This window comes from Pantoea folii, from assembly GCF_056678875.1.
On record NZ_JBWXON010000002.1, the window covers coordinates 314,516 to 329,754 of the forward strand.

Sequence of the window (15,239 nt, forward strand, 5' to 3'; positions counted from 1 at the left end):
ATGTGCCTGACCGGTCAGTTGCAAAAGGGCAACGATGATTTGCAGGACGACCCGGACCAGGTCCAGGAGCAATCGAACAAGTTCCATCACTTTCCTTCTCCTCTGACAGGAGCGCGTCTTTCGGCTACCGGGGCTTTGACTCCACCCGCCGATGGCCTAAGCACAATTGTGAGGAGTGCTAAGCGCCACTCATTGTGGAAGCCACAGGCCAGCACCACCTGAAACCTGCCGGGATTTGACAATCCGCGCCCCTGGGAGTCATCAGAAAACAATGAGACTGCGCTCGTCACTCATCACCTGTATAACCATACAGTACTTTTGCGAAACTTGAAATATTCCCCCGCACATTTTATGATTTGCTTTGTGAGGAGTGCTGAGCACCCCGTTCGCAACGCGGTTACCAGCCGGTTAGCGAACATAAAAAAAGGATTTGGCTTGATAGCCAAATCCTTTTTTATTGCCTGCAGAAATCAGTTGGCGGAGCTGACACGCCAAATGGCATTACCCGCATCATCCGCGATCAGCACACCGCCCTGCTGATCTGACGCCAGTCCGACCGGTAAGCCCCGTACCTGTTTTTGGTCATCGGTCAGGAATCCGCTCACCACCGGCTGTGGCTGACCAACCGGTTTCCCGTTTTCGAATTTCACCCACACCACCTGATAGCCATTCAACGGCGTGCGGTTCCAGCTGCCGTGCTCACTGATAAATGCCCCTCCGCGATACTGCGGCATGTTATCTGCGCCATAGAACAGCAAGCCAAGCGGTGCCACGTGTGAACTGAGCGCGTAATCTGGCTTGATGGCTTTTTCTACTAAGTCAGGCCGCTGAGGCTGCGCCCGCACATCGACATGTTGGCCATAATAGCTGTATGGCCAGCCGTAAAAGCCTTTGTCCTGCACCGAGGTCATATAATCCGGCACCAGATCCGAGCCAATCTCGTCGCGTTCATTAACAATCGCCCACAGCTTGCCCGTTTGCGGCTCCCATTGCAGACCGGTGGGGTTGCGCAGCCCACTGGCATAGATACGGCTGGCACCGCTCGCCGCATCGACTTCGAGTACCGCCGCTCGACGATATTCGGCACCAATGCCATTTTCCGTAATGTTACTGTTCGATCCGACCCCGACATACAGCTTGCTGCCGTCGGGGCTGGCCAGCAGTGACTTAGTCCAGTGATGGTTAATCGGCCCGCCGGGCAGTTCAGTCACCACCACCGGCGGCGTACGAATCTCAGTTTGTCCGGTTTCATACGGGAATTTCACCAGGCTATCGGCGTTGGCAACATACAACGTATTGCCCACCAACTGCATGCCAAACGGCGCGGTCAGGTTATCGATAAATCTATGCTGCTCCCACTTGCCGTTCACATTACGCAACAGCGTAATGCGATTGCCACCGGCCCCGCCTTTGCCCGAAGCATTTTTTACGATGCCGGTAATGAGATCTTTCGGCGCGGTTGTCGGTTTCGGTGTGCCGTTGGATTCGGCCACCAGCACATCATTGTTCGGCAGCACCAGCACCTGACGTGGATGCTGTAAGTTATCAGCGATCTTTTCAATCTTCAGCCCCTCCGCCACTTTTGGCATTTCACCGGCTTTCCAGGAAATACCCTCCGGCACCTGCATCGGCGGTACAAAGAAGTTTTGCGCCTGGGGGAGTTCAGGATTGGGGCCAATCTGTTTTTGCGGATCGATAAGTGCGCCATCATCACAGGCGCTGAGAAGCATGGCGAGGGTCACAGCACTCAGAATCTGTTTCATGCGCGACCTCCTGCTGTGGTGCGTCCACGCAGCGCTAACTGCACGTTGGCGAGCAACAGCAGTGCCACCACCAGAGTCGATAGCGTTACCCCTAGCGGTACCACGGCATACGCATCACGACTGTGAATAAAGGCATTTGCGATAGCCACGACGATGGCCAGCAGTGACAGCCAGAAATGGGTCTTTTCACTGGGATAAGATCCGCGGAATAAGTAAACAAGACTGATTAATCTTGGCAGGATGGCGAGCACCAGACCGATAGCAATCAACCAACTGGCTGATTTGGTCCACATGATGACGAAGGTTTGCAGATAGATGATATCGAACAGCCAGGCCGCAACAAAAAAGCCCAGCGGTAGCGGTTCCAGCAGAGCGTAAAGCCCCACCGCAAACGCGGAACGTCCCGAGGTATACAACATTTCACTCTCCCTATTACGTTTATTATTCAGGCGACGGCTGCGTTTCGCTTCCCCGAAATCGCAGCCAACCGCCTGTAAAATATTAGTAAAGATGAAGAGTAATGCGCGCGATTACCGCAAAAAGCCTAAAGGTTATGACTTATCAGCAGGCAGCGTCACCCAGTAGCCCGGCTGATAAGGCAGTGGCAGAAACTTCTCATGGAACTCACGGAAGGTGGCGTCAGGATCGAGATCTTTGAACAGATCCGGATGCAGCCACTTGGCCATCGCCTGAATCGCGACAAACTGATATGGGCTATCGTAGAACTGGTGCCAGATGGCGTGTGCATTGCCGTTGTGGGCAACCGGCAAGGTTTTAAACGCATCGCGCATCATCAGCAATTTCAGACGTGCCGTGGCTTCTTTGGTGTCTGCGCCAGGGCCAACGCCCACCCATTTGCCCACGGTGTTGTAGTTCTTCCAGTTGGCACCGGTCACTACCACCACATCCGGACGGCTGGCAATGATTTGCTCTGGATTTAGCGTACCGAAGGTGCCAGGGATCAGATCTTTAGCGATATTGCTCCCGCCGGAGATTTCGACCATCTGACCAAAGTTCTCATTACCAAACGACATACAGCATTCATCGGTGTAGCCGCCTGCACGGTCAATCATCACTTTAGGACGTGTACCGCTGAATTTTTTCAGGCGATCGGTCACCTTTTCGATCTGCGCGCGGCGGAAAGCCACAATCTCTTCAGCACGCTGCGGGTTGTTGACCAGTTCGCCCATGATGCGGATGCTTTTCTCGGCGTGCTCCATCGGCTTCTCGCGGAAGTCGATAAACACCACCGGAACGCCAACCGCCTGCAACTTCTCAATCAACTTGCCTTCATCCGTCGCCGCTTTGGATTCCAGATTCATCAGCACCAGATCCGGTTTTAACGTCAGGGCTTGCTCAACGTTGAAGGTGCCGTCTTTTGCGCCACCGAAGGTCGGCAGCTTTTTAATTTCCGGATACTTTTTCTCATAAGCCATATAACCGTCATAGTCGGCCTTATGGAAATCATCACGCCAGCCCACTACGCGATGGAAAGGTGCGGCGGTATCGAATGCCGCCAGCAGATACATCTGACGCCCTTCACCCAGAATGATACGTTTGGATTCTTCTTTGACTTCAACCTGACGCCCTGCGATGTCAGTGATGATTTTTGCCGAAGCAGAACCCGTTACAGCCAGTAACCCCAGTGCTAACAGCCATTTTTTCATTATGTCTACCCATACAAATGATAATGATTATTATTAAAATTTCGCGGCGTCACTATTACCTGGCAGAGGCGAAATGAAAAGCCCCTGAGACACATTTTTTTACATCCCCTTGCCGTTTTTCTTACTGTGTAGCCGCTCACAAAACGACCTTCTTTCGTGAAAGTGCTCACAGCACCCCATGCAACTGCCCAGGTAATGACCTTCTCTTCCCGCACTTCACCTAATGCGTAAACAAATTGTGAACGCTAAATTACGAATTGAAACGCTGTTTTATTTTTAATTTAACGCTCGCCCTGAGCATGTAAATCCTGTCTGGAGGTCTTACCGTGAAGATCAGCGCCATTGATGTCACTCTCTTTACCTACCCTACGCGCCGCGTATCAGATAGCGCGGGCCACTCGCACCCTGGTGCAGAAACCGATGCGCAAATGGCGCTGCTCACGCTGACCAGCGAAGACGGCGATTGCGGATATGCTTTCGCACCAGCCGAAGTCATACGGCCGCATGTGGTCAACGCCTTCTTCCGTAAGGTGCTGATCGGGCAAAACGCCTTTGATCGTGAACGCTTGTGGCAGGATTTGGTGCACTGGCAGCGTGGCAGCGCGCACCAACTCACTGAGCGCGCACTCTCCGCTGTCGAACAGGCGATGTGGGATCTCATTGGCCGCAAACTCAAGCAACCGGTGCACAAACTGCTGGGCGGCTATCGTGAAAAAATTCCCGCCTACGGCAGCACCATGTGTGGCGACGAACTGGAAGGCGGCCTCTCAACGCCGGATGAGTATGCACAGTTTGCTGAAAAGCTGGTGGCGCGTGGTTATAAGGCGATCAAGTTACATACCTGGATGCCGCCGGTCTCCTTTGCACCCAGCACCACGATGGACATCAAGGCCTGCGCGGCGGTGCGTGAAGCGGTGGGCCCGGATATCGCCCTGATGCTGGATGGCTACCACTGGTATAGCCGCAGTGAGGCGCTCACCATCGGCAAAGCGCTGGAAAAGCTTAACTTCGTCTGGTTTGAAGAGCCGATGGAAGAGGAGAGTATGGCCTCTTACGCCTGGCTGGCGGAGAACCTCAGCATTGACGTACTCGGCCCGGAAAGCCTCGGCGGCAAACACCACAGTCGCGCTGATTGGGTGCGTGCAGGTGCCTGTGACATCCTGCGTGCCGGAGCCAACGGCGTCGGCGGAATTTCTGCCACCATGAAAGTGGCCAGCCTGGCAGAAGCCTTCGGCATGGATTGTGAAGTCCATGGCAATGGCGCGGCCAGCATTGCGGTGGTGGGTGCGATTCGTAACTGCCGCTGGTATGAACGGGGGTTGTTGCACCCTTTCCTCGATTATGAACAGCCAGCGGCCTATCTCAACAGTCTGGTCGATCCGATGGACGATCAGGGCTTTGTGCACCTGCCTACCCGGCCTGGACTCGGGGAGGACATTAATTTCAGCTGGATTGAAACCCATACGCTCAATCGCTGGTAAGCGTCGAACACAAGCAGTACGGCAAACAACTACAAACCTCTGACCTGCTGGACTTTGCTTATGAACATCTCTCGTTATTGCAGAGCGTGGTGCGCCGCGCTGCTGCTGCTCACGGGTAGCCCGTCGCTGCTGGCCGCCACGCCAGACGACCAGCTGATCGTGGGCATGAACATGAACAACCTGTTGACGCTTGACCCCGCCGCGATGACCGGCAATGAAGTGGTAGGCATTGTGGTCAATCTCTATGATGGGCTCGTCGAGTTAGATCCGCGCCAGCTCACCCACGTGCGCCCTGCTCTGGCGGAACGCTGGGAGATCAGCGCCGATCATCGCCAACTCACTTTCCATCTGCGCGACGGCGTGCATTTCCATTCCGGTAATCCGCTCACCAGCGAAGACGTGATTTGGTCGATGCGCCGGGTGTTGCACCTTAATCTGGCGCAAGCCTCCGTGTGGAAATCCTACGGCTTCACTAAAGACAACGTGGATCAGATGATCACTGCACCGGATGCCCGCACGGTGGTGATCCAGCTGCCTAAGCCTAACGATCCGCAACTGGTGATCTACTCCCTGGCAGCACTCGGCAGCATGGTGGTGCTAGACAGTAAAACTGTACAGGCCAACGCGGTGAACGATGACTGGGGCAACCGCTGGTTGACCACGCACGAAGCCGGTTCCGGCCCGTTCCATCTTGATGTCTGGCAGGCCAAAGATGTATTGCGCATGAGCAGGGATGAAAATTACTGGCGTGGCACTCCCAGGTTAACCCGCGTGGTTTTCCGCCATTTGCAAGAGTCACAAACCCTGCGCTTGATGATGGAGAAAGGCGATATCGACATTGCCAGTAACATGGCGATCCCCGATGTGCAGGCGCTGCGCCACGATCCGGATCTCACCATTGATGCGGTGCAGAAAGGCACCCTTTACTACCTGGCGATGAGCATGAAGGATGACCATTTCGCCAATCCGCAGGTGCGCGAAGCCGTGCGCTACTTAGTCGATTATCAGGGCATCAATAAAACCCTGATGGCCGGTTATGGCACCTTGCATCAGCGTCCAATCCAGTCTGGTATGCCTGAAACACTGCCCGATCCCGGTTATCGCCTCGATGTGCCGCGAGCCAAAGCGTTGCTGGCCGCAGCGGGCTACCCTAATGGCTTCGACACCACCTTGCGTGTGCTGGCTGATCAGCCGTTCCTCAATATCGCCATCGCCATTCAATCCACGCTGATGCAGGCAGGCATTCGCGCCAAAATCATCACCGGCACTGGCAACCAGATTTACGGTGCGATGCGTGAACGTCAGTTCAATCTGCTGGTGGGCCGTGGCGGCAGTGGTGTGGAGCCGCATCCGCACTCCAGCCTGCGTTCGCTGGTGTATAACCCCAACAATGCTGACAGCGCCCGACTCACCAACTTCCAGGGCTGGCGCACCGGCTTCTACGATGCTCAGCTTAATCAGATGATCGATAAGGCGCTGCTGGAACGAGACAGCACCAAACAGCAGCAGGATTACGTCGCCATCCAACAGCGCTATGACCAGCTTATCCCCGCACTGATGCCGATTTCGCAGATGACCGATTCCGTGGTAGTGAATAATCGCGTGCAGGATTACGTGCCGCATCCTTCTGCCACCACCTTCCTGCGTGATGTATGGAAAACGCCAGACAGCCTGGCCGGAGGTGTCCAATGACCTTAACCAAACGTCACTGGCGGCGGGTGCGTAGCCGCGCATTGCAGGTCGCCATCACGCTGTTCGGTCTGTTGCTGCTGACCTTCTTTATTGGCCGCGTGATGCCGCTCGACCCGGTACTGGCCATTGTCGGGCCAGACGCCGACCACGCCACTTACCAGCAGGTTTATCACCAGTTAGGCTTTGATAAACCGCTGTGGATGCAGTTCTGGATCTACCTGCAAGGCTTGCTGCACGGCAACCTGGGCCTGGCGCTGCTCACCGGGCAGCCGGTGATCAACGATATCCTGCGTGTGTTCCCGGCCACCCTGGAACTCGCCACGCTGGCGATTGTACTTGGCACCGGACTCGGCGTACCGCTGGGCGTCTGGGCTGCGGCACGCCGCAACAGCCTGGTGGATTATCTGGTGCGCATTATCAGTCTGGCCGGTTACTCCACGCCAATCTTCTGGGTTGGCATGATCGGTTTACTGCTGTTCTACGCGCATTTGGGTTGGGTTGGCGGTGCCGGTCGGGTTGATTTCAGTCTGGATGGCATTGTGCCGCGCCGCACTGGCCTGCTGCTGGTGGATGCGCTGCTGGCGGGCAATATCACGGTGTTTAACAACGCGCTCAATCATCTGATCCTGCCCGCTTCGCTGTTGGGTTTCCACTCGCTAGCCTACATCAGCCGCATGACGCGCAGCTTTATGCTGGCGCAGCTGTCACAAGAGTTCATCCTGACCGCGCGGGTGAAAGGACTGACCGAGTGGCAAGTGATTTGGCAACACGCTTTCCGCAATATTCTGGTGCAACTGCTGACGGTGGTGGCGCTGGCATATGGATCCCTGCTTGAAGGGGCAGTGTTGATTGAAACCGTGTTCTCATGGCCCGGCTTTGGCTCTTATCTCACGGGCAGTTTGATGCTCGGCGATATGAATGCGGTGATGGGTTGCGTATTGGTCGTCGGCCTGATTTTCGTGCTGCTTAACCTGCTCTCTGACCTGCTTTATCAGGTATTCGATCCGAGGACCAAAGTATGACTGCCTCTCTCGATCTGCTTCATGCCAGCAGCACGCGCGAACGTGTGGCGCGCTATCGTCGTACGCTTTCGCGAATCGGCCATTTCCTGTGGCAAATGGCTTGTAACCCTCTCACGGCCATCGGCGGCGGCATCATTTTACTGCTGCTGATCGTGGCGCTGTTTGCGCCGTGGATCGCCCCCTACCATCCATTGATTCAGGATTTAAATAACGCACTCACGCCGCCGAACGCGCAGCACTGGTTTGGCACCGATGAGTTTGGACGCGACATCTTCAGCCGCTTAGTGTGGGGCGCGCGCATTACCTTGTATATCGTCATGCTGGTGTCGATCACCGTCGGGCCATTAGGCCTGCTGTTGGGCGTCACTGCAGGCTACTTCGGCGGCAAAGTGGACAGCGTATTAATGCGCGTCACCGATATCTTCATCTCGTTCCCGAGTCTGGTGCTGGCGTTGGCGTTTGTCGCGGCGCTGGGTCCCGGCCTGGAACATGTGGTGATGGCGATTACCCTCACTGCCTGGCCGCCGATTGCCCGTCTGGCACGCGCGGAAGCGTTGTCGCTGCGGCAGGCAGATTTCGTTTCTGCCGTGCGCTTACAGGGCGCGTCTTCCCTGCGCATTCTGTGGAAGCACATTGTACCGCTGTGTCTGCCTTCGGTGATTATCCGCATCACCATGAATATGGCGGGCATCATTTTGACCGCGGCAGGTCTGGGTTTCCTCGGTTTAGGCGCGCAGCCACCCGACCCGGAATGGGGCGCGATGATCGCCAGTGGCCGCACGTATATGCTGGAGTGCTGGTGGGTGGTCACCGTGCCGGGGTTAGCGATTCTGATCAACAGTCTGGCGTTTAACTTCTTAGGAGATGGCTTACGTGACATCCTCGATCCTCGCAGCGAATAGCGCTGCTCCCCTGCTCGACGTGCAGGATCTTCAGGTTAATTTCGTTAACGGACGCCAGATTACCCCAGCAGTGCGCGGCATCTCTTTTCAGTTGGGCAAGGAGAAGCTGGCGATTGTCGGTGAATCGGGCTCGGGCAAATCCACGGTGGGCCGCGCACTGTTGCAACTGCATCCGCGCAGCGCGCAGGTTACCGCCCAGCGCATGCAGTTTGCTGATGTCGATCTGCTGCGGGCTTCTCCTGCACAAATGCGTGCCGTGCGCGGCAAACGTATTTCGATGATCATGCAGGACCCCAAATACTCGCTGAATCCGGTTGTGCGTGTTGGCGAGCAAATTGCCGAAGCCTGGCGCAGCCATCATCCGGGGCAGCGTGACATTGCACGTCAGCGAGCAATGGAGATGCTCGAAGTGGTGCAGATTCGCGATCCCCAGCGCGTTTATCAGTGTTATCCGCATGAGATTTCAGGCGGTCAGGGACAGCGCGTGATGATCGCCATGATGCTGATTACCGACCCGGAACTGCTGATCGCCGATGAACCGACCTCAGCGCTGGATGTTTCCGTGCGCTTGCAGGTATTGACGCTGCTGGATGGACTGGTGCAACAGCGCGGACTGGGTCTGATCTTCATCAGTCATGACCTCAATCTGGTGCGGCGCTTTTGCGATCGGGTGTTAGTGATGTATGCCGGACGCGTAGTCGAGTCGCTGGCCGCCGATCAACTCGATCACGCCCAGCATCCTTACACCCAGGGATTACTGGCCGCGCTGCCGGATATGGATGCGCGCCGTTCTCGGTTGCCAGTGCTACAGCGCCAGGCCAGCTGGTTACAACCTTAAGGAGAGAGCATGAGCGAGATGATCCGTATAAGTCACCTTAACCTGAGCTTCGGCGACGATGAACAGCGCAATCAGGTGCTGTATGACGTTAATTTGTCGGTGCGTGAAGGGGAAATTTTTGGCCTGGTCGGCGAGTCCGGATCGGGGAAAACCACGGTGCTGAAATGCCTTGCCGGGCTGTTTACCCATTGGGATGGTGAGCTAGCGATTGCCGGAGAAAAACTGGAGCATCGCATTGCCCGCGCACGCTGCCGCGAGGTGCAGATGGTGTTCCAGGATCCTTATGGCTCGTTGCATCCGCGCCATACTATTGGCGACATTCTTGAAGAGCCGCTGCATATTCACGGTATCGGACAACGTTCCCAGCGCGTGATGACCATGCTGGAAAAAGTGGGCTTGAACCGCGCCTGGCAAACTCGTTATCCGCATCAGCTTTCGGGCGGTCAGCGTCAGCGTGTGGCGATTGCACGTGCGTTAATCCTCGAACCGCGCGTGCTGTTACTGGATGAGCCGACCTCGGCGCTGGATGTTTCGGTACAGGCGGAGATCCTGAACCTGTTGAGTGATTTACAGCAGCAGGAGAATCTCACTTATTTAATGGTGACACACGATCTCGGTGTGGTGGCGCATCTGTGCCATCGGGTTGCCGTCATGCAGCACGGGAAAATGCTGGAGACGCTGGATGTCGATGCATTGGTGGGGAATCGCGCGCAGGTGGCGTATACACAGATGTTGGTGGAGTCGAGTCGGGCTTAAACGGTACGGGTTGCCATTAACGGGGATGGCGCTGAGGTGAGTTCTGGTCAGGTGCGCAAGGGTGCGCACCTGATTTGAGTAGCAAGATCCGCTTAACAGCAGCGCATTACAGCAATTCACGCACGTATCGCACGATATCCTGATTCTGTCCGTGTTCGAACAGGCACTCCTGCAAACGCGCCCCGCTCACTGCGGTTTTTACCAACTCAGGGTCCAGCGCGCGCAGTGAATCGAGGTAATTGTCTTTCATCAGCGCGGCTTTGACTTCATTGAGAATGCCCGCATTGCGCACCTGCGGCTCTTTGCGCTCTGGCGGATAGCCCAGGCCTTTCTCGCCGGTGAAGGCTTTCTCGAAGATAAAGCGCAGATTTAGCTCGGCACCCCAGCCAAAACCTTTGGCGAACGGCAGCGAAAGCGCATTGCCATTATTAATTTGGGCAAACAGATAGGCATCAGCAGGATCGATACAGTAGCCACACACCACGCCAGGATGCAGGTTGAGCGATACCAAGGCGCCCTGTCCGGTGCCACAACCGGCGACCACAAAGTCCACCGCTTTGCTGTTCAGCAGCACGCTGGCCATGATGCCGAGGTGAATATAAGTCAGATGGTGATCCTGCTCGTCGCTCATGCCGACGTTAAATACCTGATGGCCGAGCGGTTGCGCGACGTTTTGCAGTTCTTTCCATACGGTTGCGTTCTTAGCGGCCTGGCTATTTTCCATCATCAAAGCGATTTTCATGATCCATCCTCAAATTAAATTGAAACACTGTTTCATTTTAATCAAGATGCGCTAAAATGCAGCCCTGAAATGTCCCTTTTGGTGTGAGTTACTTCACACATTAATGAAGTCACTGGTGAGGAGAACCCATGTTTATTTATAAAAGCGCAACCACTCAGGAAGACCTCGGTAACGGCGTGAAGAGGCGAGTCATGGCCCACGGGGGACGGATGATGGCAGTCGAAGTGACCTTTGAGAAGGATGCGGTTGGACCGTTGCATCATCATCCACATGAACAACTGACCTACGTGTTGTCGGGCCGTTTCGCTTTTACGATTGATGGGCTTACGCAGGAGGTCGGCGCTGGAGATACGTTGTATAAAGCGCCCAATGTGGTGCACGGCTGCGTTTGTCTGGAAGCGGGTACCCTGCTCGATACCTTTACACCGCAGCGTGAGGATTTTCTCGGAGCGCGGTAGATAGCGGATACACATGCAGTTGCATCTCTGGATAGTGCATGAGTTCCTGCTGGATTACCGCTTGTCTGTTAAACGACCAGCGTGAACGCAGTCTGGGGCCCCTTTGGGGCTGGCGGTCCTCGCACCGCTAACGCGGTGCCTTCACGTCATTCGTTTGCCTTAGCACGAAAAAAGCTGCCACTCCGAGAAGTGACAGCCTGGCTAAGCAGTAATCCTATCTGTCAGTCAATACGCTGTTTAGCGCGATCTGACATTCACTTACGCGCTAGCTAAATTTTTCCGCCCACCAGAGCCGCAATTTCAGTCCCCAACTGCTGCTCCAGCCGGTGGTGGTGCTCACCACTTTGCCCTGCTGCAATACGATAAAGGTCGGTGTCACGCTGATGTCCCAGCGTTGACTCACTGCATCGTTCACCGCCGGACCGCGCAGACCTTTCTTCTCCAGCCAGGTCGCGACACGCGGGTCATCACCCGATCGCAGCGCCACAGTCACCACCTGCGTACCGTTCTGGCTCAGTGCAGCCACCGTTGGCGTGGTAAGTTTGCACACCCCACACCAGGTGGCCCACACATACACCAGCACCGGCTTGTCCTGGCTTAATGTGGCCAGATTGACTTCGCCTTGCAGCGTCGTTAGCGGCTTTTGTGCCAGATCGGCTGGCAGCTGCGGCGCGCGCAGCCAATCCATGCCCCAGATTATCGCCGCGGCGATCAGCACCAGCACTGCTGCTTCACGCAGCCAGCGCTTGAGACGCATCATGGCTTCGCCTGCAACGCGCCTTTCACTGCCGCTTCCAGTTGCGCATAAGGCACCGCGCCGCTGATCAGCTCATTGCCCACCAGCGTAGCAGGCGTGCCCTGAACACCTAACTGCTGCGCCAGCGTCAGATTCTCATTGATGGTGTCGAGGCTGGCTTTGCTGGGTTCTTTCAGCTTGATACCGGTTTTATCCAGCGCCGCAGCAATGCTCGCCTCATCGTGGTTACCCTTTTTCGCCATCAACCGCTCGTGGAGTTTCAGGAAGTTTTTAGGTTGCTGTTCCCAAACCGTCAATGCCAGACGCGCGGATGTCAATGATGTCTCGGCACGATAAGGCAGCGGTTTTAATACGACCGCCACCTGTGGATAGGTTTTCAGCAGCTTCTCAATATCCGCATCGAATTTCTTACAGAACACGCAGTTGTAGTCAGTGAAGTACACCAGCGTCAGCGCGGGTTTTTCAGCGCCGATGCGTGGTGAACCCGCATCGTTGAACAAGGCATCGTGTTTTTTCTTCACCATCTGCGCGACAACGCTCTGCTGCTGTTTCGCCGCTTCTTTATCAAAGGCATCCGCTGCTTCGGCCAGAATCGCCGGATTCTGCACCAGCGTTTCTCGAATCAGCTGTTTGATGCGTGCCTCTTGTTCAGGGGTAAAGGGTGCCGCCGCCAGCGCAGGCAGAGTCAGAAACATCAGGGACAGTAACAGGGATTTTTTCATCATTTTTTGGCCTCAGAGAGAGTAGAAATCACCGCTTCACGACTCAGCAACGGTGACAAAATGTGGCCATGCGGCAGTGCCGGGCCATAAATTTGGTTAAAAGGGATGGCGACACGGTCGCGTTTACGCAGGAATTCACCGATCGCCGGATCGGGCTGGGTCCAGTCACCGCGCAGCAGCACCACATCGTCGGCTTTCAGCGCGGCGCGCACGTCAGGTTGATTCAGCACGCGGGATTTATTCACCTTGCAGGTAATGCACCAGTCGGCGGTGACATCGACAAACACGCGCTTATCTTGCTCCAGCGCCTGATTGATTGCCGCTTCGGTCAGCGGCTGCCAGTAGAGCGTTTCCTCCTCTGGCTCAATGCGCGTCATCAGGAATACCGCCCCCACCAACGTCAGAGTGATAAATACCACACCGGCTTGTTGCAGCGCCCGACGCTGAATTAACCAGCCACAGAGCACCAGCAGCAATACGCCAACCAGTACCGTGGCAACGGTGCTACCCCAATGCGGGATCAACAGCGTGACCAGCCAGAAGGTGGCGAGCAGCATTAACAGACCAAGCAGAGTACGCAGATGAATCATCCAGCGCCCCGGACGCGGCAGACAGCGCGCCAAACCTGGCAATGCCGCCACTAGCAGCCATGGCAGGCTCATGCCAATACCCAATGCAGCAAACAGCAGCCACAGCTGCGGCAAGGGTGCGGTAAGCGCATAGGCCACTGCGGTTCCGAGAAACGGCGCGCTGCATGGCGTCGCCAGTAACGTAGCAAAAGCCCCCTGACCAAAATGCCCCAGCAGCCCGCTACCGCCCTGCGTTGCCAGTCGAGTATTAAGGCCTGAAGGTAAACGGAAATGCAGTAAATCGAACAGACTGGCGGTGAACAGGAACATCACCAGTACCATCAATAGCAGGAAACCACTGCTCTGGAACTGGATGCCCCAGCCCAGCGCCTGCCCGCTTAGCCGCAGGCCGGTCATCAACGCCGCGAGCAGCAGGAACGAAAACAGGATCCCAGCGCTGGAGGCAAGAAACTGCTGCCTGGTCTGACGCCGCGATTGGCCTTGTTGCTGCACCAGACCGCTGAGTTTTATGGCCAGCACCGGCAGCACACATGGCATCAGATTGAGGATCAATCCGCCCAACAGCGCCAGCAATATCACCGACCATAGGGTCTGTGATGTGCTGTCGGAGACAAGGGGCTGAGCGCCGATGATCACCGAACTTTGCTGGGCAATACCCGCGTCAACAACCACCAGCGATAAGGTTTTACCGCGCAAATCGGGTGCTGCTTCGCCCCACTCATCGGTGATCGCGACCCGAGCGCTGAGTATGTCGCCCTTCACCGTGATCTGCGGTGCAGCCAGCATGCTCCCTTGTGGATAGTCGAAGAACAGCTCAGGTTTAGTCCATCCACCCTGACGCTGAGCGCGGATTTGGAGTTCGCTATTGACGTTGCTGACGTCCAGTTGATCGGTCAAACCGCTTTCAGCGGGGATCTGCCCCATCGCCCGGGCGTAATCGCGGGCAAAATCGGGGTCAGCCTGCTGGTCGAGATCCAGCGTGAAAGGGAAATCGGTCAGAATGCAGACATCGCTACAGGTCGACAGCGTGAGCGTGCCGGCGAGGTGTTTATTTGACACCTTCGCCAACGCTATCGGCAGCGTGATATCGCCTTTATAGCCTTGGGTGGTGAGTCCGCTCACGTCAAAACGAGCAGGTGCTGGCCAATACCACGTGGCATTGACATCGGGGGTTTGCCAGCGAATTTCAGGGGCCACGCCGCCTTCCCCCGGCGACCGCCAGTAGGTTTTCCAACCCTTTTCCAGGCGGATATCCAGCATTATTTGCGCATCAGCGCCATCATTTGCGCTGCGTAAGCGCACTTCTGCATGGCTGTTTTGTGCATTACGCAGCCAGCCTGTGTCGGCAGCGTGCACAATACTCGTGCAACTGACCAACAGGAGCAGCAGGCTCCTGATAAAGAGATTCATGAATTTTTCTCCGGTGAATAACAAGGTTTACGCGATGGACAGCGTGGTGTTATTCCCGGAAGACACAGAAGGTCAGATGCCGCCGCTGTATCGGCGGAAAGAGGGGTTCGCGACGATAGGCGCTAACCGCATTAGAAGTGCATAGCGTGGTAAACAGAGCCACGACCATCAATAAAAACGGCATGACGCTGTCAATAATCGGGGCAGCCGCGTGCAGTGATTTTCCGCTGATGGAGCAGAGTTTTTCGCCACCGAACGTTTCATGATCGCTGAACGACGAGGCGCTGATCTGCGCCTGAGGGGCACTTGGCAGATTAAAGCTACGCTGGGCGAGACAGAACGCCAGCACCAGACAAAGCAGTGCCAGAATCCATTTTGCGCGTTGTGCTGATTTGGTCATGCCATCGCCCCAGAGTAAAGTGCGGGCATTTTATTCACT

15 protein-coding genes are annotated in these 15,239 nt (G+C 55.9%); 7 read left to right on the forward strand and 8 right to left on the reverse strand.

Going from position 1 to position 15,239, the window contains the following annotated elements; genetic code table 11:
* Window positions 1-470: 470 nt before the first annotated feature.
* From AC1MDE_RS04915 to AC1MDE_RS04925, 3 genes are all read right to left on the reverse strand, one after another.
* Complete coding sequence (locus AC1MDE_RS04915; protein WP_479398466.1) at window positions 471-1,763, reverse strand: PQQ-dependent sugar dehydrogenase; 1,293 nt, start codon at window positions 1,761-1,763, stop codon at window positions 471-473.
* On the reverse strand, window positions 1,760-2,182 hold the full coding sequence (locus AC1MDE_RS04920) for a DUF2231 domain-containing protein (RefSeq protein WP_058959963.1): 423 nt from the start codon (window positions 2,180-2,182) through the stop codon (window positions 1,760-1,762). Before AC1MDE_RS04920 ends, AC1MDE_RS04915 begins: the two co-directional genes overlap by 4 nt.
* Before the next feature lie 132 nt (window positions 2,183-2,314).
* Window positions 2,315-3,430, reverse strand: coding sequence for an ABC transporter substrate-binding protein (locus AC1MDE_RS04925; protein WP_058959964.1), 1,116 nt, complete (start codon window positions 3,428-3,430; stop codon window positions 2,315-2,317).
* A 326-nt stretch (window positions 3,431-3,756) separates the two neighbouring features.
* Between AC1MDE_RS04925 and AC1MDE_RS04930 the strand changes: the two genes are divergently transcribed.
* The 6 genes from AC1MDE_RS04930 to AC1MDE_RS04955 are packed head-to-tail and all read left to right on the forward strand — an operon-like array spanning window position 3,757 to window position 10,121.
* Window positions 3,757-4,911 (forward strand): mandelate racemase family protein, encoded by a 1,155-nt coding sequence (locus AC1MDE_RS04930; protein ID WP_058959965.1) that lies wholly within the window; start codon window positions 3,757-3,759, stop codon window positions 4,909-4,911.
* A gap of 60 nt (window positions 4,912-4,971) precedes the next feature.
* The gene (locus AC1MDE_RS04935) at window positions 4,972-6,603 is read left to right on the forward strand and encodes an ABC transporter substrate-binding protein (protein ID WP_058959966.1); all 1,632 of its coding nucleotides are present in this window, start codon (window positions 4,972-4,974) and stop codon (window positions 6,601-6,603) included.
* The gene (locus AC1MDE_RS04940; RefSeq protein ID WP_034827253.1) at window positions 6,600-7,625 is read left to right on the forward strand and encodes an ABC transporter permease; all 1,026 of its coding nucleotides are present in this window, start codon (window positions 6,600-6,602) and stop codon (window positions 7,623-7,625) included. Before AC1MDE_RS04935 ends, AC1MDE_RS04940 begins: the two co-directional genes overlap by 4 nt.
* Complete coding sequence (locus AC1MDE_RS04945; RefSeq protein ID WP_058959967.1) at window positions 7,622-8,527, forward strand: ABC transporter permease; 906 nt, start codon at window positions 7,622-7,624, stop codon at window positions 8,525-8,527. The genes AC1MDE_RS04940 and AC1MDE_RS04945 overlap by 4 nt, the downstream gene beginning before the upstream one ends.
* On the forward strand, window positions 8,499-9,365 hold the full coding sequence (locus AC1MDE_RS04950) for an ABC transporter ATP-binding protein (RefSeq protein WP_058960026.1): 867 nt from the start codon (window positions 8,499-8,501) through the stop codon (window positions 9,363-9,365). Before AC1MDE_RS04945 ends, AC1MDE_RS04950 begins: the two co-directional genes overlap by 29 nt.
* A gap of 18 nt (window positions 9,366-9,383) precedes the next feature.
* On the forward strand, window positions 9,384-10,121 hold the full coding sequence (locus tag AC1MDE_RS04955) for an ABC transporter ATP-binding protein (protein ID WP_479401621.1): 738 nt from the start codon (window positions 9,384-9,386) through the stop codon (window positions 10,119-10,121).
* Between the two features lie 106 nt (window positions 10,122-10,227).
* Here the strand turns inward: AC1MDE_RS04955 and AC1MDE_RS04960 are convergent, their stop codons facing one another.
* Window positions 10,228-10,863: an RpiB/LacA/LacB family sugar-phosphate isomerase gene (locus AC1MDE_RS04960; protein WP_058959968.1), complete on the reverse strand. Its 636-nt coding sequence runs from the start codon at window positions 10,861-10,863 to the stop codon at window positions 10,228-10,230.
* Between the two features lie 128 nt (window positions 10,864-10,991).
* Between AC1MDE_RS04960 and AC1MDE_RS04965 the strand changes: the two genes are divergently transcribed.
* The gene (locus AC1MDE_RS04965; protein WP_034827258.1) at window positions 10,992-11,321 is read left to right on the forward strand and encodes a cupin domain-containing protein; all 330 of its coding nucleotides are present in this window, start codon (window positions 10,992-10,994) and stop codon (window positions 11,319-11,321) included.
* Between the two features lie 265 nt (window positions 11,322-11,586).
* On the opposite strand, the gene AC1MDE_RS04970 is transcribed toward AC1MDE_RS04965, so the two are convergent.
* Genes AC1MDE_RS04970 through AC1MDE_RS04985 form a run of 4 tightly spaced genes read right to left on the reverse strand, consistent with a single transcriptional unit; the run spans window position 11,587 to window position 15,200 of the window.
* Window positions 11,587-12,081, reverse strand: a complete 495-nt coding sequence (locus AC1MDE_RS04970; RefSeq protein WP_479400919.1) for a protein disulfide oxidoreductase — start codon at window positions 12,079-12,081, stop codon at window positions 11,587-11,589.
* Window positions 12,078-12,800, reverse strand: coding sequence for a DsbA family protein (locus AC1MDE_RS04975; protein WP_480344353.1), 723 nt, complete (start codon window positions 12,798-12,800; stop codon window positions 12,078-12,080). Before AC1MDE_RS04975 ends, AC1MDE_RS04970 begins: the two co-directional genes overlap by 4 nt.
* Window positions 12,800-14,800 (reverse strand): protein-disulfide reductase DsbD family protein, encoded by a 2,001-nt coding sequence (locus AC1MDE_RS04980; RefSeq protein WP_480344347.1) that lies wholly within the window; start codon window positions 14,798-14,800, stop codon window positions 12,800-12,802. The genes AC1MDE_RS04975 and AC1MDE_RS04980 overlap by 1 nt, the downstream gene beginning before the upstream one ends.
* 49 nt (window positions 14,801-14,849) lie before the next feature.
* Window positions 14,850-15,200 carry a hypothetical protein gene (locus AC1MDE_RS04985; protein ID WP_058959971.1) on the reverse strand — a complete coding sequence of 117 codons (351 nt, stop codon included), beginning with the start codon at window positions 15,198-15,200 and terminating at the stop codon, window positions 14,850-14,852.
* Window positions 15,201-15,239 lie beyond the last annotated feature (39 nt).